The organism is Bacteroides sp. Ga6A2 (assembly GCF_000702225.1).
In the GTDB taxonomy this organism is placed as follows: Bacteria; Bacteroidota; Bacteroidia; order Bacteroidales; family Bacteroidaceae; genus Ga6A1.
In genome coordinates, this window is the sequence record NZ_JNKX01000050.1 from 1 (window position 1) to 25,305 (window position 25,305).

Annotated in this window: 20 protein-coding genes and 2 rRNA genes; 18 read left to right on the forward strand and 4 right to left on the reverse strand. The window is 45.8% G+C overall.

Going from position 1 to position 25,305, the window contains the following annotated elements; translation table 11 throughout:
- From T538_RS0112090 to der, 8 genes are all read left to right on the forward strand, one after another.
- Positions 1-100 (forward strand): 23S ribosomal RNA (locus T538_RS0112090); the annotation flags it as partial.
- A 109-nt stretch (positions 101-209) separates the two neighbouring features.
- Positions 210-322: ribosomal RNA gene (gene rrf / locus T538_RS0112095) — 5S ribosomal RNA — on the forward strand.
- Between the two features lie 176 nt (positions 323-498).
- Complete coding sequence (locus tag T538_RS0112100) at positions 499-1,668, forward strand: sensor histidine kinase (RefSeq protein WP_031534043.1); 1,170 nt, start codon at positions 499-501, stop codon at positions 1,666-1,668.
- Between the two features lie 59 nt (positions 1,669-1,727).
- Positions 1,728-2,273 carry a YceD family protein gene (locus T538_RS0112105; protein ID WP_031534044.1) on the forward strand — a complete coding sequence of 182 codons (546 nt, stop codon included), beginning with the start codon at positions 1,728-1,730 and terminating at the stop codon, positions 2,271-2,273.
- 20 nt (positions 2,274-2,293) lie between these two features.
- Positions 2,294-2,482 (forward strand): 50S ribosomal protein L32, encoded by a 189-nt coding sequence (gene rpmF, locus T538_RS0112110; RefSeq protein WP_031534045.1) that lies wholly within the window; start codon positions 2,294-2,296, stop codon positions 2,480-2,482.
- 64 nt (positions 2,483-2,546) lie between these two features.
- The gene (locus T538_RS0112115) at positions 2,547-3,545 is read left to right on the forward strand and encodes a beta-ketoacyl-ACP synthase III (protein WP_031534046.1); all 999 of its coding nucleotides are present in this window, start codon (positions 2,547-2,549) and stop codon (positions 3,543-3,545) included.
- A 60-nt stretch (positions 3,546-3,605) separates the two neighbouring features.
- Positions 3,606-4,490: a GTPase Era gene (era, locus tag T538_RS0112120; protein WP_031534047.1), complete on the forward strand. Its 885-nt coding sequence runs from the start codon at positions 3,606-3,608 to the stop codon at positions 4,488-4,490.
- 23 nt (positions 4,491-4,513) lie between these two features.
- A complete protein-coding gene (gene der / locus T538_RS0112125) occupies positions 4,514-5,827 on the forward strand; it encodes a ribosome biogenesis GTPase Der (protein WP_031534048.1) in 1,314 nt (437 codons plus the stop codon).
- A gap of 59 nt (positions 5,828-5,886) precedes the next feature.
- Here der and T538_RS0112130 read toward each other — a convergent pair whose 3' ends face one another.
- Together T538_RS0112130 and T538_RS0112135 are read right to left on the reverse strand one after the other, a co-directional pair.
- Positions 5,887-6,666 (reverse strand): ABC transporter ATP-binding protein, encoded by a 780-nt coding sequence (locus T538_RS0112130; protein WP_031534049.1) that lies wholly within the window; start codon positions 6,664-6,666, stop codon positions 5,887-5,889.
- Entirely contained in the window at positions 6,663-7,418 is a 756-nt protein-coding gene (locus tag T538_RS0112135; RefSeq protein ID WP_031534050.1) for an MlaE family ABC transporter permease, read from the reverse strand. Before T538_RS0112135 ends, T538_RS0112130 begins: the two co-directional genes overlap by 4 nt.
- Before the next feature lie 74 nt (positions 7,419-7,492).
- Here T538_RS0112135 and lptB point away from each other — a divergent pair, with 74 nt between their 5' ends.
- The 7 genes from lptB to T538_RS0112170 all read left to right on the forward strand — a co-directional run bounded on the left by lptB (position 7,493) and on the right by T538_RS0112170 (position 15,763).
- Positions 7,493-8,323 carry an LPS export ABC transporter ATP-binding protein gene (gene lptB, locus T538_RS0112140; RefSeq protein ID WP_031534051.1) on the forward strand — a complete coding sequence of 277 codons (831 nt, stop codon included), beginning with the start codon at positions 7,493-7,495 and terminating at the stop codon, positions 8,321-8,323.
- Between the two features lie 107 nt (positions 8,324-8,430).
- A complete protein-coding gene (tig, locus tag T538_RS0112145) occupies positions 8,431-9,780 on the forward strand; it encodes a trigger factor (RefSeq protein ID WP_031534052.1) in 1,350 nt (449 codons plus the stop codon).
- A gap of 96 nt (positions 9,781-9,876) precedes the next feature.
- The gene (gene clpP, locus T538_RS0112150) at positions 9,877-10,551 is read left to right on the forward strand and encodes an ATP-dependent Clp endopeptidase proteolytic subunit ClpP (RefSeq protein WP_031534053.1); all 675 of its coding nucleotides are present in this window, start codon (positions 9,877-9,879) and stop codon (positions 10,549-10,551) included.
- Between the two features lies 1 nt (position 10,552).
- Positions 10,553-11,782 (forward strand): ATP-dependent Clp protease ATP-binding subunit ClpX, encoded by a 1,230-nt coding sequence (clpX, locus tag T538_RS0112155; RefSeq protein WP_031534054.1) that lies wholly within the window; start codon positions 10,553-10,555, stop codon positions 11,780-11,782.
- A 177-nt stretch (positions 11,783-11,959) separates the two neighbouring features.
- Positions 11,960-14,149: a DNA helicase RecQ gene (recQ, locus tag T538_RS0112160; protein ID WP_031534055.1), complete on the forward strand. Its 2,190-nt coding sequence runs from the start codon at positions 11,960-11,962 to the stop codon at positions 14,147-14,149.
- A gap of 75 nt (positions 14,150-14,224) precedes the next feature.
- Positions 14,225-15,013 (forward strand): tRNA threonylcarbamoyladenosine dehydratase, encoded by a 789-nt coding sequence (locus tag T538_RS0112165; protein ID WP_369795001.1) that lies wholly within the window; start codon positions 14,225-14,227, stop codon positions 15,011-15,013.
- Positions 15,014-15,016: 3 nt separating this feature from the next.
- Positions 15,017-15,763: a HesA/MoeB/ThiF family protein gene (locus T538_RS0112170; protein WP_031534057.1), complete on the forward strand. Its 747-nt coding sequence runs from the start codon at positions 15,017-15,019 to the stop codon at positions 15,761-15,763.
- 3 nt (positions 15,764-15,766) lie between these two features.
- Here the strand turns inward: T538_RS0112170 and T538_RS0112175 are convergent, their stop codons facing one another.
- Positions 15,767-18,493, reverse strand: coding sequence for an AAA domain-containing protein (locus T538_RS0112175; RefSeq protein WP_031534058.1), 2,727 nt, complete (start codon positions 18,491-18,493; stop codon positions 15,767-15,769).
- A gap of 145 nt (positions 18,494-18,638) precedes the next feature.
- Positions 18,639-19,841, reverse strand: a complete 1,203-nt coding sequence (locus tag T538_RS0112180; protein ID WP_031534059.1) for a MalY/PatB family protein — start codon at positions 19,839-19,841, stop codon at positions 18,639-18,641.
- Between the two features lie 206 nt (positions 19,842-20,047).
- Here T538_RS0112180 and T538_RS0112185 point away from each other — a divergent pair, with 206 nt between their 5' ends.
- From T538_RS0112185 to T538_RS0112195, 3 genes are all read left to right on the forward strand, one after another.
- On the forward strand, positions 20,048-20,926 hold the full coding sequence (locus T538_RS0112185) for a hypothetical protein (protein WP_051656068.1): 879 nt from the start codon (positions 20,048-20,050) through the stop codon (positions 20,924-20,926).
- A gap of 26 nt (positions 20,927-20,952) precedes the next feature.
- Positions 20,953-24,003 (forward strand): SusC/RagA family TonB-linked outer membrane protein, encoded by a 3,051-nt coding sequence (locus T538_RS0112190; RefSeq protein ID WP_051656069.1) that lies wholly within the window; start codon positions 20,953-20,955, stop codon positions 24,001-24,003.
- Positions 24,004-24,197: 194 nt separating this feature from the next.
- Positions 24,198-25,305 (forward strand): BspA family leucine-rich repeat surface protein (locus T538_RS0112195; protein ID WP_031541309.1); only part of this gene is annotated, 1,108 nt, incomplete at its 3' end.

The window sequence follows — 25,305 nt, forward strand, 5'->3', positions numbered from 1 at the left end:
TCTCTCAGGGTCGTTGCAGACGACAACGTTGATAGGGTGCAGGTGTAAAGGTGGCGACACCAAAGCCGAGCACTACTAATTGCCCGTCAGCTTTCTTACACGGATATGTGCTTTGAGTTGTAGGACTGTCGGTTCTGCTGTATTGCTTCAATATGTTTAAAGAACTGAATGCTGACAGAAAATAAAGAAAGAAGGTCAGAAAAAGATATTCAGGTGGTTATAGCAGTGAGGTTCCACCTCTTCCCATTCCGAACAGAGAAGTTAAGCTCACTCACGCCGATGGTACTGCGATACAATGTGGGAGAGTAGGTAGCCGCCGTTTTTAAGTAAGAGTCCTCCTTAGGTTAATGCCTGAGGGGGACTTTTTGCGTTTAGGCAGTTCCTATAAATCTGTATAATGCTAAAAAGAAAAATTGCCGTGTATAAAATCTTCGTAACATTTTAGCGTTATATATATGTTAAACTGCCGCCAGCATTGAGTGGCAATAAAATGTATATATGCACTTTGTTGATAGAATCCGTCAGATAAAAATCATTCTTGTAGTCGCTGCAATCATCATTGCTGTGGCATCACTCGTTGTTTCTCATTACTTGATTCGTGACTTGCAAAAGGCTGAAATAAAGAATGTTGAGGTGTGGGCAGAGGCAATGCGAGCATTAAACGATGCCGACGAAAATACCGACCTTAACCTCGTGTTCAAAGTGATAAACGGAAACAGTAACATACCTGTTGTTGTGCTTGACAAGGACGGTGAGGTCGTGACATACAGAAACGTTGAATTAGATAGTCAGAACCCCGATTCTCTTATTTTTTTGAAGCATAAGGCTAAATCTATGCTCGCATCGGGCGATACCATTCATATCGACCTCGATTCTCACGAGCATCTTACGGTTTGTTACGACGAGAGTCTGATGCTGAAACGCCTCGCCTCGTATCCGTATGCCCAACTTGGAGTAGTACTTATATTCGTTGTCGTTGCCATCTTCGCCCTGCTAAGTTCGAAGAAGGCTGAACAGAACAAAGTGTGGGTTGGCTTATCGAAAGAAACGGCGCATCAACTCGGAACTCCAATTTCATCGCTTATGGCATGGGTTGAGATTCTGAAGGAGAACTATCCTGAAGATGAACTCATTCCTGAGATGGACAAAGATGTGAAGCGACTTCAGATGATAGCCGAGAGATTCTCGAAAATCGGCTCTCTACCAGAGCCTACGCCTTCTAACCTGAATGAAGTCGTTCAGCACGTTGTCGATTACATAAACCGAAGGACATCGAACAAAGTTCAGATGACAACTCATATGCCAGATACCGAAGCCATTGCCGTGATGAATGCCCCTCTGTTTGAGTGGGTTATCGAGAATCTGTGCAAGAATGCGGTCGATGCAATGGAAGGCAAAGGCTCAATAGACATAACGGTAATGGACGAAGAAAATCGTACGGTGATTGAGGTGGCTGATACAGGAAAAGGCATCAATAAAAAGCACTTCAATAGCGTTTTTACGCCCGGATTCACTACGAAAAAGAGAGGCTGGGGCTTAGGATTGAGTCTGGCAAAGAGAATAGTTGAAGAATACCACAAAGGAAAGATATTTGTAAAAAGTTCGGAGATTGGAAAGGGAACAGTGATGCGGATAGAGCTGAATAAATATTTAAGAAATAAAAAATAGCAGATTTAACTATTTAAATTATTGCAGTTTAGAAAAATATTGTTAATTTTGCAACCCAAATGGATACATTAAGCGCATACAAGATTGATTTTAAAGGGATAGTGTCTGACACTCACGTGTTTGACTATGTTCTCGATGATTCATTCTTCGAGGCGATTGATGCTCCCGAAGTGAGAAAAGGCAACTTGAAGAGTGAGGTGACTGTAAAGCCAACCTCGGGTGCTTTCCAGGTTACTTTCAAGACTGAGGGAACCATTATGGTACCTTGCGACCGCTGTCTCGACGACATGGAATTGGAGATTTCCACTAACGATGTCGTGAGAGTGAAGTTTGGTGCCGACTATCAGGAAGACGACGAACTCATCACCATACCCGAAGATGACGGTGTGCTTGATGTGTCTTGGCGAATCTACGAGTTTATAGCCCTTGCAATCCCCATTAAACACGTGCATGCACCTGGAAAATGCAACCGTGCGATGATTGATGCCCTGAACGAGCATCTTGCTACCCGAAGTAGTGATGAGGATGGCGATGAAAGCGATGAAGTTGCAGACGATGCCCCTGTCGATCCCCGATGGGCTGAATTAAAGAAATTAATAAAATAACAATTAAAGATTAAAACAAAATGGCACATCCTAAAAGAAGACAGTCTAAGACAAGAACAGCTAAGAGAAGAACTCACGACAAGGCAGTTGCTCCTACTTTGGCAAAGTGTCCTAACTGCGGCGAGTTCTATGTTTACCACACTGTATGCCCATCTTGCGGTCAGTACAGAGGTAAGGTAGCTATTGTTAAGGAAGAGGCTGCTATCTAATTAGTAAAGTAATATAGCCAAGGGTCCTCACTGGGCTCTTTGGCTAATTTTGTTTTTAAGGAGAATGGAAAAAATTCACGCTGTAATCACAGGCGTTGGCGGATATGTTCCTGACTATGTGCTGACAAACGATGAGCTGAGCCGCATGGTCGACACCAACGATGAGTGGATTATGACACGCATTGGCGTAAAGGAAAGACGTATTCTTAATGAGGAGGGTCTGGGTACTTCTTACATGGCTCGCAAGGCCTGCAAGCAGTTGCTCGAGAAGACTGGTTGCGACCCTGAAACCATCGACTTGGTTATCGTTGCAACTACAACTCCCGACTATCACGTTCCTTCTACTTCGTCAATTGTTATTGATAAATGTGGACTTAGAAATGCTTTTGCATACGATTTGCAGGGCGCATGTGCCGGATTCCTTTACGGAATGGACACAGCAACTGCACTCATCGAGAGCGGTAGATACAAGAAGATAATCGTAATCGGTGCCGACAAGCTGTCGTCTATGGTTGACTATACCGACAGAGCCACTTGCCCTATCTTTGGCGATGGCGCGGCAGCAGCTTTGTTCGAGTCAACTTACGAGGAGTACGGACAGTTAGACTCTTATCTTCGTACAGACGGCAAGGGATTGCCATTCCTTCACATGAAGGCAGGCGGTTCGGCTTGTCCTCCATCATACTACACTGTCGACAACAGAATGCATTTCTTGCATCAGGAGGGTAGAACAGTGTTCAAGTATGCCGTAACCTACATGTGCGATGCTTGCTCAATCGTTGCCGAGCGCAACGGCTTGAACAAGGACAATATCTCGTGGGTTATTCCTCATCAGGCAAACGTGCGCATCATCGAGGCCGTGGCAAACCGTTTGGAGTTGCCAATGGACAAGGTGATGATGAACATCCAGCACTTCGGAAACACCAGTGGTGCAACTCTGCCACTATGCCTGTGGGAGTTCGAGAAGAAACTGCGTAAGGGTGATAACCTTATTTTTACTGCATTTGGAGCCGGATTTACCTATGGTGCGTCATACGTACGATGGGGCTACGATGCAGAGTAAATAATATAAGGAACGCATCCTCTTCAAAAAGGATGCGTTTTTTTAATCAAACAAAGAATTATGCATAAGGCAGGATTTGTAAACATTGTCGGTAACCCAAACGTGGGCAAGTCAACGCTGATGAACCAGCTGGTTGGCGAGCGCATATCTATTGCCACATTCAAGGCACAGACAACGCGCCATCGTATTATGGGAATACTGAACACAGAGGAGATGCAGATTGTATTCTCTGACACTCCGGGCGTGCTAAAGCCCAACTACAAGATGCAGGAAGCGATGCTTCAGTTCTCAGAGTCGGCACTTCAGGATGCTGATGTGCTGCTGTATGTTACAGATACTGTAGAGAAACCTGACAAGAACAGCGACTTTCTTGAAAAAGTGCAGAAGATGGATGTGCCTATCCTGCTGCTCATCAACAAGATTGACCTGTCCGACCAGCAGAAGCTGACAAATCAGGTGGAAGAGTGGGCAAAGGTACTGCCGAATGCCGAAATTATTCCTATCTCGGCATCGAACAAGTTTAACATCGACGTGGTACTGAAGCGCATCAAGGACTTGCTTCCCGACTCGCCTCCATACTTTGGCAAAGACCAGTGGACCGACAAGCCTGCACGATTCTTCGTTACCGAGATTATCCGCGAAAAGATTCTGCTCTATTACGACAAGGAGATTCCTTATTCAGTAGAGGTCGTTGTTGAGCAGTTTAAGGAGGAAGACAAGAAGATTAGTATCGATACCGTCATATATGTCGAGCGCGAGAGCCAGAAGGGCATCATCATCGGGCATCAGGGCGTTGCCTTGAAGAAGGTGAGCACCGAGGCGCGCAAGGCACTTGAAAAGTTCTTCAACAAGACCATTTTCCTGAAAACATTTGTGAAAGTGGACAAAGACTGGAGAAATTCTGATAAGGAACTGAAGAATTTCGGTTACAATCTCGATGTTTAATATTTAAGAAATTAAGAGAGTTTATGGGAAATTTGGTTGCTATAGTAGGTCGTCCGAATGTAGGCAAGTCTACATTGTTCAACCGTCTGACTAAATCGCGCAAGGCAATCGTCAGCGACGAGGCCGGAACAACACGCGACCGTCAGTATGGCAAGTCGGAATGGATTGGACGTGAGTTTTCTGTAGTGGATACAGGAGGCTGGGTTGTTAACAGCGACGATATTTTTGAGGAAGAGATTCGTAAACAGGTCATCCTTGCTACCGAGGAGGCCGACATCATTCTTTTTGTCGTAGACGTGCAGAATGGCGTTACCGACCTCGACATGCACGTTGCCACAATTCTGCGCCGCAGCAAGGTGCCGGTTATTCTGGTGGCAAACAAGACCGACAACAACGATTTGCAGTACGGCGCTGCCGAGTTCTATTCGCTCGGTCTTGGCGACCCTTATTGCATCAGTTCGCTCACAGGTAGCGGAACTGGCGACTTGCTCGACCTTGTGGTTTCGAAGTTCAAGAACGATACTACCGAGGAGGTCGAGGACGAGATTCCTCGCTTTGCCGTGGTTGGTCGTCCAAACGCCGGAAAATCGAGCATCATCAACGCCTTCATTGGCGAGGAGAGAAACATCGTTACCGAAATCGCCGGAACAACGCGCGATTCAATCTATACAAAATACGAGAAATTCGGCTTCGACTTTTATCTTGTAGATACTGCTGGAATCAGAAAGAAGAACAAGGTTACCGAAGACCTTGAGTTCTACTCGGTTATGCGCTCAATCCGCAGTATAGAGAACTGCGACGTTTGTATTCTGATGATTGATGCCACTCGCGGCATCGAGGCTCAGGATTTGAACATCGTTCAGCTTATACAGCGCAACCAGAAAGGTCTTGTGGTGGTTGTGAACAAGTGGGATTTGGTCGAGGAGAAGAACGACAGAGTGATGAAGGAGTACATTGCCGCAATACGTGACAGACTCGCTCCGTTCACCGACTTCCCGATAATCTTCGCTTCTGCTGTAACAAAGCAGCGAATCTTCAAGGTGCTTGAAGAGGCAAAGCAGGTTTACATCAACCGTACAAACCGCGTGTCTACTGCCAAGTTAAACGAGGCTATGCTTCCGCTTATCGAGGCATATCCGCCGCCATCAATCAAGGGCAAGTATATCAAGATTAAGTTCTGTATGCAGTTGCCAAACACGAAGATTCCAAGTTTTGTGTTCTTCTGCAACTTGCCGCAGTATGTAAAAGACCCTTACAAGCGTTTCCTCGAGAACAAATTGCGCGAGAAGTGGAATTTCTGCGGAACTCCGATGAATATATTTATCAGACAGAAATAAAAAGAAAAAGGCATCGCTCAGACTTTCTGAATGATGCCTTTTTTATGTTGTGCTCTTTTTTATTTCTTGTGCTCTTGTTCTTCCTTCAGTTCCACTTCCTTAACCTTTCTGAAGAGGTCGGAAGCGAAGATGAACGAGTTCAGGCGCTCGTTGTTTGACGAGATAATCTCGTCTTTTGTGCCTTCCCATTCCTTGTGCCCCTCGAAGATGTATATGATGTGTTCGCCAATGCCCATAACCGAGTTCATGTCGTGGGTGTTGATGATTGTCGTCATGTTGTACTCGGCGGTGATGTCGTGGATAAGTTCGTCGATTACAAGCGAAGTCTTTGGGTCGAGACCCGAGTTAGGCTCATCGCAGAACAGATATTTAGGATTAAGGGCGATGGCTCTTGCTATTGCCACGCGCTTCTGCATACCGCCCGAAATCTCTCCCGGATATTTGTTCTGAGCTTCTATCAAGTTTACGCGGTCGAGACAGAACTGGGCGCGTTTTGTGCGTTCGCGCAGCGTGTCGTTAGAGAACATATCGAGCGGAAACATCACGTTTTCGAGCACCGACATAGAGTCGAACAGAGCCGCATTCTGGAAAATCATTCCCATCTCCCTGCGCAGCATTGTCTTCTCCTTCTTGTTCATAGCAACATAGTTGCGTCCGTCGTACAGAATCTGACCTGTTGTAGGCTCAAACAAGCCTACGATATTCTTTATCAGAACCGTCTTTCCCGAACCGCTCTGACCGATAATAAGATTCGTCTTTCCGCTTTCGAAAACCGTTGAGATGCCCTTCAGAACCTCCTTGTCCTCGAACGATTTATGCAAGTTTTTCAGTTCTATCATTTTGTAAGCAGTTGAGTAAGGAATAAGTCAGAAAAAAGAATTAGGATGCTGCTGTTTACCACAGCGTTGGTGCTTGCCTTACCAACCTCTATTGAACCGCCCTCGACCTGATAGCCGTAGAACGAAGCCACGCTCGATATGATGAAAGCGAAGAACAGACTCTTGATGACGCTGCACCAGAAGAACCAAGACTGGAACGAATAGTGCAGACCGTAGGTTAGGTCGTCGGCTGTGAGCACATGACCCAGATATGCCGTAGCATACGCTCCGATGATTCCGGCGGCGGTGCTGAACGTAACCAGACAAGGCATCATGGTTACGAGAGCCGTAATCTTTGGCAGAATGAGATAAGATGCCGAGTTAACGCCCATTATGTCGAGAGCATCAATCTGCTGCGTAACGCGCATCGTGCCAATCTCCGAGGCTATGTTAGAGCCAACCTTTCCGGCAAGGATAAGACACATGATTGATGATGAAAATTCGAGAAGCATGATTTCGCGGGTGGTGTATCCCGTAACAAAGCGCGGCATCCACGGACTCTGGATGTTGAGTTTAATCTGGATACATATCACCGCTCCGATAAAGAACGAGATGAGGAGCACGATGCCTATTGAGTCTACGCCAAGCTGCGACATCTCTTTTATGTACTGTTTCAGGAACATACGCATTCGCTCGGGACGTGAAAAAGTGCGTCCCATCAGAATGCAGTATCTGCCGAGAGCTCCAAGATATTTAAATATTAAATTAAACATATAATCATTTTAAAATGTCGCAAAAGTAACAAAAATAACAAAAATAATTACTATTTTTGCGCCAAAAAATTATAATGGACGAGGAAGTATCTGTGCACGGACAAGAAAAGATGGTGCTGAGAACGGAAAATCTTGTGAAGAAATACGGCAAGAGAACCGTTGTCAGCCATGTGTCTATTGATGTAAAGCAGGGTGAGATTGTAGGATTGCTGGGACCTAACGGAGCCGGCAAGACAACTTCGTTCTACATGACAACCGGACTGGTTGTGCCAAACGAAGGCCACATCTATCTCAACGATTTGGATATAACCAACTATCCGGTTTACAAGCGTGCCCAGAACGGAATTGGCTATCTGGCGCAGGAAGCCAGCGTGTTCAGAAAACTGAGTGTTGAGGACAACATCGCATCGGTTCTGGAGATGACCGGCAAGCCTAAGGAGTATCAGAAGGAGAAACTCGAAAGCCTTATCTACGAGTTCCGCCTACAGAAGGTGCGCAAGAGCCTTGGCGACCAACTGTCGGGAGGAGAGCGCAGACGAACCGAGATTGCCCGATGCCTTGCCATTGACCCTAAGTTCATCATGCTCGACGAGCCGTTTGCCGGCGTAGACCCAATCGCCGTCGAGGACATTCAGCACATTGTGTGGAAGCTGAAGGACAAGAACATCGGAATCCTCATAACCGACCACAACGTGCAGGAAACGCTCAACATTACCGACCGCGCCTACCTTCTGTTCGAAGGAAAAATCCTGTTCCAAGGAACTCCCGAAGAACTGGCGTCAAACCAAGTGGTGCGCGAGAAGTATCTGAGTAACAGTTTCGTACTCCGACGTAAGGATTTCCAGAAGCTATCTATCGAAAAAGAGAAGCAACTCGTCGAAAACGATGCTCTGTACGAGGCATAAGGGGAGGAAACCACAAGTTTTTCTCTCTATTATTTTGTATTTTAAAAGATTAGACTTATTTTTGCAAGCCGTAATTTAAGTAGAAATAATAATATAATAATAAAGTAATGAATATTACACTTGAAAATGTAGACAAGGTGAGCGCAGTGCTTACTGTCAATATCGAGAAGGCTGATTATGCTGAGAAGGTAACAAAGTCTTTGAAGAAAATCCGTCAGAACGCACAGATGCCGGGCTTCCGTAAGGGAATGGTTCCAATGGGTCTTATCCAGAAGCAGTATGGCGTAAACGTTAAGGCTGAGGAAATCAACAAGATTATGCAGGAGGCTATCTACAGCCACATCAAAGACAACAAGGTTAACATCCTTGGCGAGCCATTGCCACAGCAGCAGAGCGAGCTTGATATTGAGAAGGACGAGAACTTCGCTTTCAAGTTTGATATTGCTCTTGCTCCTGAGTTCAAGGCTACACTTACTGGCCGCGATTCAGTTGACTACTATACAATCGAGGTAACTGACGAGATGGTTGACCAGCAGGTTCACTCATACACTCAGCGCGCAGGCAGCCACGAGAATGTCGAGAGCTACGAGGACAAGGATATGGTTAAGGGTACACTTGCTGAGCTTGATGAGAACGGCAATCCAAAGGAAGGCGGTATCTTGGTCGAGGGCGCAGTTATGTTGCCTAACTACTTCAAGAACGATGAGCAGAAGGCTAAGTTCAACGGTGCAAAGGTTGACGATGTTATTACATTCAACCCATCAGTTGCATACGATGGCTCAGAGATAGAGCTTTCTTCACTTCTTAAGATTACAAAGGAAGAGGCTGCTAACGTAAAGAACGACTTCACATTCCAGTTGAAGGAAATCAAGCGTTTCAAGGAGGCTGAACTTTCACAGGAAATCTTCGATCAGGTATTCGGCAAGGATACTGTTAAGAGCGAGGAGGAGTTCCGTGCTAAGATTAAGGAGCAGTTGGCACAGCAGTTCGTTGCCGACAGCGACTACAAGTTCATGGTTGACGTTCGTGAGCACATGCTCAAGAAGGTTGGCAAGCTTGAGTTCCCTGACGAGCTTCTGAAGAAGATCATGAAGCTTAACAATCAGGACAAGGCTGAGGACTATGTAGAGAAGAACTACGAGAAGAGCCTCGAGGAACTTACATGGCACCTTGTAAAGGAGCAGCTTGTTGAGGCTAACTCAATCAAGGTTGACGATGCAGACCTTAAGGAGACTGCTAAGCAGGCAACTAAGGCTCAGTTCATCCAGTACGGAATGATGAACATTCCTGAGGAAATCCTCGAGAACTATGCAACAGAGATGCTTAAGAAGCGCGAGAATATCGATGGTCTTGTAAACCGTTGCATCGAGGACAAGCTTGCTAAGGCTCTCAAGGCTAAGGTTAAGCTTAACGAGAAGACAGTTTCTATCGACGAGTTCGGCAAGATGTTTGCATAATTCGCGGTAGCGAAAATATTTTCAAAGGCCTTTTGAACATTCTTAAAAAGGGTGTTAAAAAGGCCTTTTTTCTTTTATAAATAAAAAAATACGATTATGATAAAGGATGATTTCAGAAAGTATGCCACAGGACATCTGGGCTTGAACAGCATGGTTCTCGACGATGTCATCAAGGCACAGGGCGGCTACCTCAATCCTTACATCCTTGAGGAGCGCCAGCTCAATGTAACACAGCTCGATGTGTTCTCGCGTCTGATGATGGACCGCATCATCTTTCTTGGCACCGAAGTGAACGACTATACAGCCAACGTTCTTCAGGCGCAGTTGCTTTATCTTGATTCAGTTGATCCGGGAAAGGACATTTCAATATACATCAATTCTCCGGGCGGATCGGTATATGCCGGTCTCGGTATCTACGACACAATGCAGTTCATCCAGAGCGATGTGGCTACAATCTGTACCGGAATGGCAGCATCAATGGCGTCAGTCCTTCTTGTTGCCGGAAAAGAAGGCAAGCGTTCGGCTCTTCCACACTCACGCGTAATGATTCACCAGCCGATGGGTGGCGCGCAGGGTCAGGCAAGCGATATCGAGATTACCGCTCGCGAGATTCAGAAACTGAAGAAGGAACTCTATACCATCATCGCCGAACATTCGCACACACCTTACGAGAAGGTTTGGGCTGACTCCGACCGCGACTACTGGATGATTGCTGAGGAAGCAAAGGAGTATGGCATGATTGATACTGTAATGAAAAGAATGAAGGAATAAAATGGCAGGCAGACATAGAAATACTTGCAGTTTCTGCGGAAGAGACGAGAGCGAGGTAAGGCTGCTCATAACCGGTCTGAACGGATGGATTTGCGACGAATGTGCCGAGCGTGCATCCGAACTGGTTAAGGAGAGCCTGAAAACCAGCTCGGCAGCAGGGGCAAAGAACCGTTCGTGGAAGGACATTCCGAAGCCGATAGAAATCAAAGAGCATCTCGACAAGTACGTCATCGGTCAGGACAACGCAAAGAAGAGTCTGGCTGTTGCCGTTTACAACCACTACAAGCGCATCGGTCAGAAGGCAAGTGGCGAGGATGTTGAGATTGAGAAGAGCAACATCATAATGGTTGGTCGTACAGGTACAGGCAAAACCTTGCTTGCCCGCTCGATCGCCAAACTTCTTAATGTTCCTTTCACCATCGTCGATGCAACCGTGCTTACACAGGCAGGCTATGTTGGTGAGGACATCGAGAGCATTCTTTCGCGCCTTCTTCAGGTTTGCGACTATAATGTAGAAGAGGCTCAGCAGGGCATCGTCTTCATCGATGAGATTGACAAGATTGCGCGCAAGGGCGACAATCCTTCAATCACGCGCGATGTTAGCGGCGAGGGTGTTCAGCAGGGACTCCTGAAACTGCTCGAAGGAAGCGTTGTGAACGTTCCGCCACAGGGAGGCCGTAAGCATCCCGACCAGAAGTACATTCAGGTTGATACAAAGAATATCCTCTTCATCTGCGGCGGTGCGTTCGACGGCATTGAGCAGAAGATTGCACAGCGCATGAACACTCACACCGTGGGCTTCAACTCTGTGCAGAACATGATGAAGATTGACACCGACAACCTGTTGCAGTACGTTCTTCCTCAGGATTTGAAGTCGTTCGGACTCATTCCTGAAATCGTAGGCCGTTTGCCGCTGCTCACATATCTTGAGCCGCTCGACCGCGATGCACTCCGTCGAATTCTGGTTGAGCCAAAGAACTCAATCATACGCCAGTACGAGCAGCTGCTTGCAATGGACGGCGTTAAGCTGGAGGTAGAGCCTGAGGCATACGACTACATCGTAGACAAGGCTGTTGAGTTCAAGCTCGGCGCGCGCGGACTGCGCTCAATCGTAGAGAGCATAATGCTCGACGTTATGTACGAGGTGCCGTCGGCAAAGAAAGATAAGTTTGTATTGACAAAGGATTTTGCCGAGAAGCAGATGGCAAAGGCTAAGAGCCTAAAGGCATAGCAAATAGCCATTCGCTGATCAAAACCTAATATATTAGTAAACAGCCTCTTTTTAAAGGCTGTTTATTTTTTTTTCTTTTTTTTTGTAAAAAATATTGCAAGAAAAGAAACTTGTTTATACCTTTGTTTTGTCGATTAGTTTTGAATAGCCGACATCAAACTTGTAATAGTTCTATTTATGACGAAAAATATTGATTTGACAAGCCAGCTTAAACGTTACTTTGGATTTGATAAGTTCAAAGGAGATCAGGAGGCCATTATCCGCAATTTGCTTGCAGGTAATGATACGTTTGTGCTGATGCCAACAGGTGGAGGAAAGTCGTTGTGCTACCAGTTGCCATCGTTGCTGATGGACGGCGTGGCAATTGTCATCTCTCCGCTCATTGCGCTTATGAAGAATCAGGTCGATGCCATCCGCAACGTGTGCGAGGTCGATGGCGTGGCACATTTCATAAACTCGTCATTGAACAGAGCAGCCATAGAGCAGGTTAAGACCGATATCCTTGAAGGAAGAACAAAACTTCTGTACGTTGCTCCGGAATCGTTAACGAAAGATGAGAACGTCGATTTTCTGAAATCAGTAAAGATTTCGTTCTATGCCGTAGACGAGGCACACTGTATCTCGGAGTGGGGACACGATTTCCGACCAGAGTACCGCAACATCCGCCCTACGATAACGAAAATCGGAAAGGCGCCCGTTATTGCCCTCACCGCAACGGCTACCGACAAGGTGCGCGGCGACATAAAGAAGAGCCTTGGAATGGTAGATGCCAAGGAGTTCAGAAGCTCATTCAACCGTCCTAACCTTTATTACGAAGTAAGACCGAAGACTAAGAACATCGACAAGGACATAATAAAGTTTATTAAGCAACATTCGGGAAAGTCGGGCATCATCTACTGCCTAAGCCGAAAGAAGGTAGAGGAACTTGCCGAGATTCTGAGAGCCAACAACATAAACGCTCAGGCCTATCATGCCGGAATGGATTCGGTTGCGCGCTCGCAGACTCAGGACGACTTCATTATGGAGAAGATTGACGTCATTGTGGCTACAATCGCCTTCGGTATGGGTATCGACAAACCGGACGTTCGCTTTGTAATACACTACGACATTCCAAAGAGTTTGGAAGGCTACTATCAGGAAACCGGACGCGCCGGCCGAGATGGTGGCGAAGGAATGTGCATAACATTCTACACAAATAAGGATCTTCAGAAACTTGAGAAGTTTATGGAAGGCAAGCCAGTTGCCGAGCAGGACATAGGCCGACAGTTGCTTCAGGAAACAGCAGCCTATGCCGAATCGTCGGTTTGCCGCCGCAAACTCTTATTGCACTATTTTGGAGAGACTTATGAACAGGATAATTGTGGAAATTGCGATAATTGTTTAAACCCAAAGAAAAAAGTGGAAGCTAAAGAACAGCTAAGTACTGTATTGGAGGCCGTTGTGGCCTTGAAAGAGAATTTCAAGACGGAATATGTAATAGACGTCTTATTAGGTAAAGAGACTAAGGAGGTTTTAGCGCATAAGCATCATGAACTTGAAGATGTTTTCGGCTCTGGAGTGGGCGATGATGAGAAAATGTGGAACGCTGTAATCCGTCAGGCCCTAATAGCAGGATACATGACTAAGGACGTTGAGAACTACGGTTTGTTGAAGGTAACAGACGAGGGCCGAAAGTTCATGAAAAAACCAAAGTCATTCAAGATTGTAGAGGACAACGATTTCGACGAAGAGGAGGAAAATGTACCGGTGCCAAGCGGAGCATCGAGCGTGGTTGACCCAACGCTCTACAACGCGCTGAAGGATTTGCGCAAGAAACTCTCCAAAAAACTTGACGTGCCGCCATACGTTATATTCCAAGACCCATCGCTCGAGGCAATGGCAACAATGTACCCTATAAATTTGGAAGAACTCCAGAACATACCGGGTGTTGGTGCAGGTAAGGCTAAGCGATACGGCGAGGAATTCTGCAAACTCATAAAGGCTCATTGCGAGGCTAACGAGATTGACCGCCCAGAGGACCTGCGCGTGCGCACCGTTGCCAACAAGAGCAAGATTAAGGTGGCTATAATCCAGAGCATCGACCGCAAGGTGGCTCTCGATGATATTGCCGAATCGAGAGGCATCGACTTCGACGAACTGCTCGACGAGATTGAGTCTATCGTATATTCAGGAACAAAACTGAACATCGACTACTTCCTTGAGGAGGTGATGGACGAGGATCGTATCGACGAGATATACGAATATTTCAAGGATTCGGAGACCGACGACCTGAAGACGGCTTACGAAGAACTCGGTGCCGACGATGTAGAGCAGGAGGACGAGATAAGACTCGTGCGCATCAAGTTCATTTCTGAAATGGCAAACTAACAGACAAGTAATATAATCAGAAGAGGAGCCACGCAAAAATGGTTCCTCTTTTTTTGAATTTTTCAAAAGAGAAAGGTGATTCCTATAGAAAAAGCAGTCTTCAACCGTTCCGAAAGACTTTTAGGTGCGCAGAAGATGGACGTTCTGTCGTCGGTAAAGGTGATAATCTTCGGCGTGGGTGGCGTTGGCTCGTGGTGCGCCGAGAGCCTTGTGCGAAGCGGTATCAGGCACATCACGATGGTCGATTCGGACCGCGTGTGCATAACCAACTGCAACCGACAGCTTATGGCAACAACCAAGACCATCGGTCGCGTAAAGGTCGAGGCTCTGAAGGAGCGTCTGCTCGACATCAGTCCTGCTGCCCATATCGAGGCCATCCGTAAGGTATACAATGCCGAGACAGCCGGCGATTTCGGTCTTGAGGAGTACGACTTCATCATCGATGCCATCGACTCGCTGTCGGACAAGGCTCTTCTGATTCAGAATGCCTGCAAGAAAGCGCACGACAACAAGCGCACGGTCTTCATCAGTTCTATGGGGGCAGCCCTTCGCGTTGACCCTACGAAGGTTCGTGTAGCCGAGTTCTGGAAGGTTCAGGGCGATGCGCTTGCCCGTGCCTTGCGCAACAAGTTCAAGCGCAGCAAGCAGTTCCCGGCAAGCAAGTTCATGTGTGTTTACAGCGAGGAACTTCCGCTGCCTAATTTAGGCAAAACCACCACTTGCGGAACAGACAGTTGTATCTGCCAGAAGGAAGCATCGGAACTTCCCGAAAAGGTGCAGGTAAACGGCTCGCTGAGCCATATAACCGGTATCTTTGGAATGACGATTGCCGGACTTGTGATAAAGAATATTTACGAAAGATAGATTATGTTTCAGTTTACCGACGAGGAGAAGGAGAGATATGCGCGCCACATCATACTGAAAGGCATCGGCGCAGAAGGTCAGGAGAAGATTTGCAAGGGCAAGGTGCTCGTTGTAGGCTCGGGCGGACTGGGCTCGCCTGTGCTTATGTATCTGGCGGCGGCTGGCGTGGGCACGCTTGGCGTTGTTGACGGTGATGTGGTTGATTTGAGCAATCTTCAGCGGCAGATAATCCATTCTACCGATAACATTGGCAAGAGCAAGGTTGAGTCGGCGCGCGAGCGTATCCTGACGGTGAACCCTAACGTAAATGTGGTTACTTACGACGAGTTTTTCACCGCCGACAATGCTGCCGACATCATCAAGGACTACGATTTTGTGATTGACGGCACGGACAATTTCAATGCTAAATTCCTGATAAACGATGTGTGCGTTGAGCACGGCAAGGCTTACAGCCATGGTGCGATATTGCGTTTCGAGGGCGAGACGTTTACTTACGTTCCGGGTTCGGCATGTTACCGTTGTCTGTTCGACACGCCTCCCGATCCGGGTTCTGTGCCAAACAGCAAGCAGGCTGGAGTGCTTGGCACAATTGCCGGAATGCTTGGCACTATTCAGGCGGCTGAGGCTCTGAAATTCCTAACCGGCGCAGGTGAACTGCTTACAAACCAACTTCTTACATTTGATGCATTGTCTATGAATTTTAACAAGATAAGGTTCGGAAAAAGAAAAGGATGCGTGTGTGGGGGATGAATATTATCTGACTAATTCTGTGAGTTTTTCTGTTATGATTTCTTTTTCGTTGCTGCCCGTTGTTGAAAGTCGGAGAAGTACAATTCCGTAAAGCGAAAGAATGTGATTTTTCATCTTGTCTCTTTCGTTTTGTTTTGTTCCTTCGTGATGGAATGAATAGCCGTCAACTTCTATGGTAAGTACTATTTTCTTGCTTACTCGATTGTAAATCAGAAAATCGACGTGAGTTGTAGGATATGAAATGTACGTTCTTTCGTCCTCATTTAAAAGTGATGTATCGGCAAGAAGAAGGTTTACTGGATAGTTTAGAACGATGTCGAGACACCTGAATGGCTCGTTTTCTGATATAATTTCCCTTAATAGACAATATGTCAAATTCTCAGAATCATATATAGAAACTTTTCCATTCTTTTTGAAGAATTCTTCTCGCTTTTGTGCATATTGTTTGTAAAGCATATCGTAAACCGAGCAGATTTTGCTATCGGATATTTCTCCGCCGTTATATTCTATATAGTCGAGCAAGTCGCTGATGTTTCCGTGCTTTTCTTGCTCATTGCCAGAGACAATCAAGTAGAATTTGTTTTTTGCGCGCGAAACAGCAACGTTCAAAAGATTGGCATTATCGGCAAAATCTCCGATAGTATCGTCTGTAACGCTCATAATTATTACATCTTTTTCCCGTCCTTGATATTTGTGGACTGTCGCTACTTCGATTTTTGGGTCTACGGCTCTTTTTATGGCATTAACTTGACTGTTGTAAGGAGCAATGATGCCAATATCTTCGGGGTTGCACTCGATTTTTGGTAGAATCTCGTTACAGATAATATCTATTTCTCTCTGATTCTGATGTCCGCGACAATGATTTCCTTTGACGGTTTTTATTGCGCCGATAGCCTTGCTGTCGGATTTTTCCGTCATAAGAACCAAGTTGCCTCCATAAAATTTTTGATTGCAGAAATTTATTATTTCAGGGTTGCAACGATAGTGCTCTTTCAGAAGAGTCTGTTTTACATCTGGCAATATTTTTATGATTGATTCCAGAAAACTATTTTCTGAAGAGTTGTAGCCACCTTCGATTTCGTATTTTCTGATTATGGCATCGAGTTTTTGTTTGTCCTCGTTTGTGACAACGTTCGGAAGTTGCATTGTATCGCCAACGATTACGGCATTTTTTGCACAACTCAGAGCCAATGCGCCAGTCTCTACTGTTACTTGCGAAGCCTCGTCCATTATAACATAGTCGTAAACAGCCTTTCTTACGCTGCTAACAGCTGAGAATGTTGTACTTAGTACGATTGGGAATTCTTCGAGAAAACGATCAGCATTGCGCATTAACTCGAATTCGACATTTATGCTTTCGTGAACGCTGGATGAATATTTTCTGAAGAGTGTATCTTTAAGTACAGACATCGAAAGTTGGGTGAGTCGTTGAGTCTTTTGCTTGATTCTGTCCGACTTACAGAATGATTCCAAATCGGAAATTTCGCTTCTAAGTTCTGAAATCCTTTTGCAATAGAACAAATACTGAATTTCCCGAATGGATTTTTCATTTGGGAAATTCAGTAGAGTCGTATTCAGTTTGTAAATATATTTGAATTTTAACTTCTGTACAAACCACAAGAATTTTTCAAATCTCTTGTTTCTACGTTCCAAGAAACTTTGCTGAATATTTAGCAAATCAAGAAGTTTGTCAGAATTTATGCTAATGTTTTCTGTGCTGATGATGTCGCAATCGTTTGAGTTTTGGAAATGCTCAAATTCTAACTTCCAATCAGACAATTCTTGTTTAAGAGTGGCAAGACGCTCGTTTTTTGAATAGATTTCAGAAATTTCGTTCAGCAGATTCTTTATTTTGCTTAAACTTTCTTTATCGTCTGATTTCCAGTCGTTAAGCTCGTTCGGAATAATACGTCCTTGCGATTGACTGTCTATGAATCTTTGTTTGTTCTCGCTGTTCCCAAGCGGAGCAACCAAGAATCCGAAATTGTACTTTTGGAGTTTCTCCAAGACATTTTCGGTTGCTGAATTGTTGTTTGAAACAACTATTACGCTTTTGTAGTTGATAAGTAAGTTTGCGATGATGTTAAGTATTGTCTGCGTTTTTCCAGTTCCCGGAGGACCTTGAACAACGCTAATCTGATTTTCTAATGCTTGTTTAACCGCCTTGTACTGACTCGAATTACATCCGAAAGGGAATATCGGGTTAGATGTTTTCTGATTCTCATTTTTGAATTTCTTCGGATTCAAGTATCTTGCCAAAACAGAATTAGGCAATATTTCTTCAATCTTATCGTATTGTTTGCTTAGAAGATTCTCATCATCTTCTGTTTTGAGTGCGTTTGCTGATGCAACTTCTGAAAGATAGTCGAAGACTTTTTTCGATTTCGGCTCTTTCAAAACTGTTTCTGTGATTCTGATTTCATTACCTTGAATTAATTTTCCAAAGCCATTAGAGAATGTAATGAAATAGTAGTTCTCCCGCGAATTAGAAAAGAGTGAGACTGATTTTATGTTTTTCTGAACGTATCCGTTTATTTCAACGGTGTACTTTTGAGTGTCTATTTTTGTTGGATTCTGCATCCAACAAACTTTAGCAGAAGAGTATTTGTACGCCTTGTCGCTATTGTTGAAGACAACAATATATGAATGATTCTCGTACTTGATGAACTTTATCTGTGGAGTTTTGTTCACACCGCCAATAAAAATCAGATTTTCGCTTTGGTCAATCATCTTTTTGGATTTCTAATTATAATTGTGGGCTTGTTTTTAAGGTACAAAGTTAATTCAAAAATCTAAAACCGCCAAAGACGTACATTGCGTTTTTCAAACTGAAAGAAAACGAGTCGGAAACAGATTTCTCCGACTCGTTTAAGGCTTATTTCTTGTCTGTTAAGGAAGCGACTGCTTTCTCTAACTTTTCGAGTGCCACCTTTAGTGTTGCTCTCGGACAGCCGGCGTTGAGGCGCATGAAGCCCTCGCCTTGCTTGCCGAAGATTCTGCCGGAGTTGAGAGCAAGACCAGCCTTGTCGGTAAACAACCTTTCAAGGTCGCGGTGGGGGAGTTTCAGTTCGCGGCAGTCGAGCCACACAAGATAGCTTGCCTGCGGTCGCACAGGCTTTATTGTCGGTATGTTATCGTGGCAGAAATCCTCGATAAAGCGGATGTTGTCTTCGAGGTAGGCAAGCATCTCTCTGCGCCACGTCTCGCCTTGGCTTAGTGCGGCGATGGTGGCAACGGGCGCGAACATTGTAGGCTCGTTCAGTTCGTTGGCTTCGAGCCAGCCGTAAAATTTGCGGCGCAAGTCATCGTTTGGCACTATTGCCCAACTGCTTATTACTCCGGCTATGTTGAAGGTCTTGGTTGGGGCTGAGAATGTTATGCTTACTTCTGCCGCCTCCTTGCTAACGGTGGCGAAAGGCGTGTGCTTGTGTCCGAAGATGGCGAGGTCGCAATGAATCTCGTCGGACACCACGATGAGGTTGTGCGTCTTGGCAAAGTGCGCCAGACGCACGAGCGTCTCCTTGTCCCACACAATGCCGCAAGGGTTGTGCGGATTGGCGAGGATGAGCAGACGGCACTTATCGTCGCACACCTTTTCGAGGTGGTCGAAATCCATCTCGTAAGTTTTGAGCGAGCCGTCGTTGTTATAGACGGGTTTCAGCGGATTCCATACCACCTCGCGCTTGTTGCCCTGCGCCGTGAGGAAGAACGGATGATAGACAGGCGGCTGAACGATGACCTTCTCGTCTTCTTTCAGAAACACGTTGATAATCATTCCTATGCCCTTTACTATGCCCGGCACGAACGACAGCCACTCGTCTTTTACGTCCCACTGGTGATGGTCGTGAATCCACTTTCGGATAGTACTCTTGTACTCGGGCGGCGTTATGGTGTAGCCCAGAACCGGAGTGTCGGCTATCTGCTTTGTTATCGCCTCCTTAATAAAATGCGGAGTCTCCCAGTCCATGTCGGCTACCCACAGCGGCAGCAGGTCGGGATTGCCGTATCGTTCGTTCAAGGCATCCCATTTTAGTGAGTTTGTTCCCCTTCGGTTAATTTCATTATCAAAATTGTACATATTGCTATAAAGTGTTAATGTTGTTCGTTGAATATGATGCAAAAGTATAACAATAATGATAAATGAAATAATGCAAAATGTTAATTTTTAGGTGGTTAGATTAATATACCATAAATATGTTATGCCATATTACCCCACAAATGCGATTGTGTGATTTTGAACAACCCACTACCTTTGCAAACGTAAACCAACATATATTTAGGCGTATGAAGACTAAGAGTATTTTCGCATTCACGGTAGCCGTATTTTTATCAGTTTCGGCATTTGCAGTAGGCGGTGGCGCAGGCAGCACAACATTCACTATAAAGACAAGCAAGGTAGGACGTTCGCTCGTTGAGGCTTGGACAAAGGCTTATATGGCAGAGCATCCCGAAGTAAACATTCAGATAGTAGGAACAAAGGCGGCAGATGCCGACCTGACACTAATAAACCACAAGGAAAAGAACCAGAAGGTAGCCTATGTTGCACGATACGCCCTTCTGCCCGTAACAACGTCGGGCAACCCTCTGCTGGGCGAGATTGAGAAAAAATCGTGGGGCAGCAAGGATTTGAAAGAACTTTTCTTCACAGCCGACGAACTTGACGATGACTTTGCCGACTACGACAAGCAGAAGAAAGGCAAGAAGATAACCGACCGCCTTAACGTGGTGAGCGGAGCAAACTCAACATCGTCGGCACCGTCGTTCGCTGCCTTCTTCGGAAGAAACACAGACAACATAAAGGGCGAGAAGATAGCAGGCGACGACCTCTATCTTCTGAGCGCGATAAACGACGACAAGACGCTCGTAACCTTCAACAGCCTTAACTATCTTTACGATACCGACAGCCGACAACTGAAGAACAACCTCCACATCTTTCCGCTTAACGTGAAGAAGGAGATTGGCGAGGCTCTGAAATCGGGCAACCTCGACAATGTGATTGTGGCACTCGAAAAGCAGCAGTCAGACGTTATTCCGGTAGACAACATCGGTTTTGAGTACCGCAATCTTACCGATTCGGAAGAGCAGTTTCTGAAGTGGGTGGCATCCGAAGGACAGCAGTTCAATAACCAGAATGGATTCTTGAAACTGGTTGATAATCAGTAGTAACAAAAACAGATTTGAGCAATATAATGATGGTAGGAAGATTTTTGATTACAGCAGCGTTTGCCGTAGCGACTACGGTTGCAAGCGCACAGAAGATAACCGGAAAGGTGGTAGATGCCACCACCGGAGAGAGCATTATTGGTGCCACCGTTAAGTACGGCACGGCATCGGGTGTAATAACTGATGTTGACGGCGCATTTGCCATCGACGTGAAGAAACTGCCGGTAAAACTGAGCATAAGCTACACCGGCTACCGACAGCAGGAAATAACCGTCTACGACGATGAGGAGAGCATAAATGTGAAACTTGCCGAGAAGCGAAAGGTGCTCGACGAGGTAGTGGTGATTGGCTACGGAACGCAGAACCGCACGCAGCTCACAGGCTCGGTAACATCGGTAAAGAGCGACATTTTTGAGAAGAGCCTTTCAACATCGCTCGATGGTGCGCTCGGCGGACAGGTTGCCGGACTAAACGTAACGGCAGCCAGCGGTCAGCCCGGCGCGGCAAGCAGCATCCGCATCCGCGGCGGAAACTCGGTAAATGCCAGCAACGAGCCTCTGTATGTTGTCGACGGCTTCATCTATTTCAAAGACTCTGAAGGCGGAAACACCGGTCTGGGAGCGATAGAGAGCAGCCTCAATCCGCTTTCTACAATAAATCCAAATGATATTGAGAGCATCGAAGTGCTCAAGGATGTGAGTGCAACAGCCATCTATGGCTCGCGAGGAGCGAACGGCGTAATCATCGTAACAACTAAAAAGGGCAAGGCCGGCGACAAGAAGGCGCACATCAACTACGGATTCAGCGCAGGTGTGAGCATCGTAGGCAAGAAACTCGATTTGCTGAATGCCTCGGAGTGGGCGCAGTATCAGAAGGACTACTGGAGCAACAAGGGCGGATATACCGACGAGCAGATAAGCGCGCTTGGCAAGGGAACAGACTGGCAGGATGCCGTTCTGCGCACCGCCTTTCAGCAGAACCACGAACTGAGCATAAACGGCGCATCGGACAAGAGCCGTTATGCCTTCTCGGTAAACTATACCGACCAAGACGGCGTTATCGTGAACTCAGGATTCGACCGCTACAACTTTCATGCCAACGTTGAGTGGGACTTGCAGAAGAATCTGAAATTCGGCTTTAATGCCACCTACGGCCGAAGTCGTCAGCGTGGACTAACCACAACACAGTCTGCCGTCTTTAACTCGTCGCCATATTCGGCCGGAATAACAAACAGTTTTGTTTATGCCCTGCTGATGCCTCCAGTAATAAGCGTGTACAATGCCGATGGCTCGTACAACTTTGTTAACCCTTACGAATATGCGTATTTTGCCATCGGTGACCATGCAGCCAATCCGCTCTACGACCTGAAGGAGAGTGTTGCCGAGAATATCGACAACTACCTTCTGTCGAGCGTGTGGGCGAGTTACCGCATAGGCGATTTTCTGCTGAAGGCATCGGTGGGCTATAACAACGACAAGATTACGCAGAACTATTTTTCGGGCGCATACACATCGCTCGGACTTGCAACCGAGGGCGTGGGAGGCATCGGAAACAGAAATTCAGACATCTGGCAGCAGGAATATACCGTAAGTTACAACAAACAGATAGATAACGACAACGACATCGACGCTCTGGTGGGCTACACCAAGCAGAATACCGCATCTAATTTCAGTTCGATACGAACCAACCATTTTACTAATGAGACGCTGAAGCACAACAATCTGGGCGACGGCTCGGGCATTTATCCGCCAGTTACGGGCATAAGCGAAAGTTCGCTAAACAGTCTTATCGCCCGCGTGAACTACACGTTCAGAAATCGCTACAACGCTACGGCAACGCTCCGTGCCGACAATTCGAGTCGTTTTGCAAAGAGTCACCGCTGGGGATATTTCCCTTCGCTGGGCTTGTCGTGGAACGTTGAACAGGAGAAATTCCTTGCATCGGTAAAGGCTATCGACAATCTGAAGGTAAGACTCTCGGGCGGCGTCGTGGGCAATCAGGAGATAAGCGACTATGCTTTCTCAACATCATACTCAACAGGCTCGTATGCAGGCTCTTCGAGCTACGCAAAGGGCAACGCTTCTAACGATAATCTGAAGTGGGAGACGACGGCGAGCTACAATCTCGGCTTTGACCTTGGTTTGCTGAAGAACCGCATCAACATTGTCTTCGATGTTTATTACAAGAAGACGAGCGACCTTCTGCTCGATGTACCGATGGGCTTTTCGAGTGGTGTTAAGACTCAACTTCAGAACGTTGGAAACGTTGTGAACAAGGGCGTTGAACTTGCCATAGACGGCACGCTGATAAACAAGCGTCGCATATCTTGGACGGTGAGTGCCAACATTGCGCACAACAGCAACAGCATTACCGATATGGGCACGAGCAATAACATAATTCAAGGCTCGGACAATCAGCAGATTCTGCGACGTGGCGAGGCTCTCGGCTCGTTCTACGGGCTGGAGTTTGCCGGCATCGTTCAGCAAGACGAGGATGTGAGCAAGTTGCCGACAATAAACGGTCAGACACCGAAGCCGGGCGATGTTAAGTTTGTAGATGCCGACCATAACAACGTCATCAACTCCGAAGACCGTCAGATTCTGGGCAGCGTTCAGCCCAAGCTTACTTACGGACTGTCGTCGCAGTTTACCTATCGCGGATTTGATGCGTCGGTTTCCTTTGCCGGAAACTATGGCAGCAAGCTGTACAACGCGCTTGGCAGACGACTGGAGCAGACGGGCGACTCGTACAACGTGCTCTCTACCGTAAAAGACTCGTGGACGGCAGCCAATGGCGGAAACACTCTTCCGCTGGCAAGCACAACGCGCCAACTGTCGTACATCGACAGCCGATATGTTCAGAGCGCATCTTACTTGAAACTGAAGAACATAACCGTTGGTTACCGTCTGCCGTTGCCAAAGTCGTTTCCTGTAGGCGTAAGGGTTTATGCCACGGCAAGCAATCTGTTCACTATCACTCCTTACAAAGGCTTCGACCCCGAGGTTAGCAGCGGAACAGACAGCGGAGCATATCCGTCATCGCGCAGTTTTGTGGCTGGAGTGAACTTTACTTTGTAATTTACATAGATTTGCTTAAAAATATCGGCATCTTTGCAGATTTTTGCAGAGGTGCCGATTTGGGATAAATTTGCTGCTCGAGCATCCTATTGCTTATGTCGAAAGGTTAAATAATTATAATTTTTTGTCCGTTTTAAGATGAAAAGTGAAAAATGACTTAATTTTGCAGTCGTAATTAAATCATTTTTTAGTATATGAAACATATTTTTACAAGACTACTAAGTATCTTATTTCTTTGTGCAATCTCTATTTCTGCCATGGCGCAGGAAGCCTATGCCGTAATGTCGAAAGACAGCACAACGCTTACTTTTTATTACGATAACAAGAAAGCATCTCGCGAGGGCACGGCGTATGAGTTGAACACTGGAGAGAACAGACCTGAATGGGTAAAAACGAAAGATCATAATATTTTATATATCACTGATAATGATAATTTTACTACGGTTGTTTTTGATGGTTCGTTTAAAGATGCTCGTCCGATATCATGTGCATATTGGTTTTCTGGATTTGAAAATCTGAAAAAAATAGAAGGCATAGAAAATTTGAATACGTCAAATGTAACGGATATGTACAGAATGTTCGATAATTGCACAAGTCTTACAAGCCTTGATGTGAGCAAGTTCAACACTTCAAAAGTTACAGATATGAGCTGGATGTTCGCTTATTGCACAAGTCTTACAATCCTTGATGTGAGCAATTTCAACACATCGAATGTAACGAATATGCACGGAATGTTCTGGGGTTGCGAAAGTCTTACAAGCCTTGATGTGAGCAATTTCAATACATCTAATGTAACGGATATGAGCAGTATGTTCTCTGAGTGCTACAATCTTACAAGCCTTGATTTAAGCAACTTCAACACATCAAAGGTAACAGATATGAGCGGAATGTTCTTTGAGTGCTACAATCTGAAAAGCATTGATGTGAGCAACTTCAACACATCTAAGGTAACAGATATGAGAAGAATGTTCTATGAGTGCAAAAGTCTTACAAGCCTTGATTTAAGTAAGTTCAACACGGCAAGCGTTACAGATATGAGCGGAATGTTCGCTTTTTGCAAAAGTCTTACAAGCCTTGATGTCAGCAAGTTCAACACATCAAAGGTAACAGATATGAGCTACATGTTCTCTGAGTGCAAAAGTCTTACAAGCCTTGATGTTAGCAATTTCAACACTTCGAATGTAACGGATATGTACAGAATGTTCGATAATTGCGCAAACCTTAAAACAATTTATGCCGGAGCTGGCTGGATTATAGGCAAAGATACAGATTCAGAAGGAATGTTCGAGAATTCAACAAAAC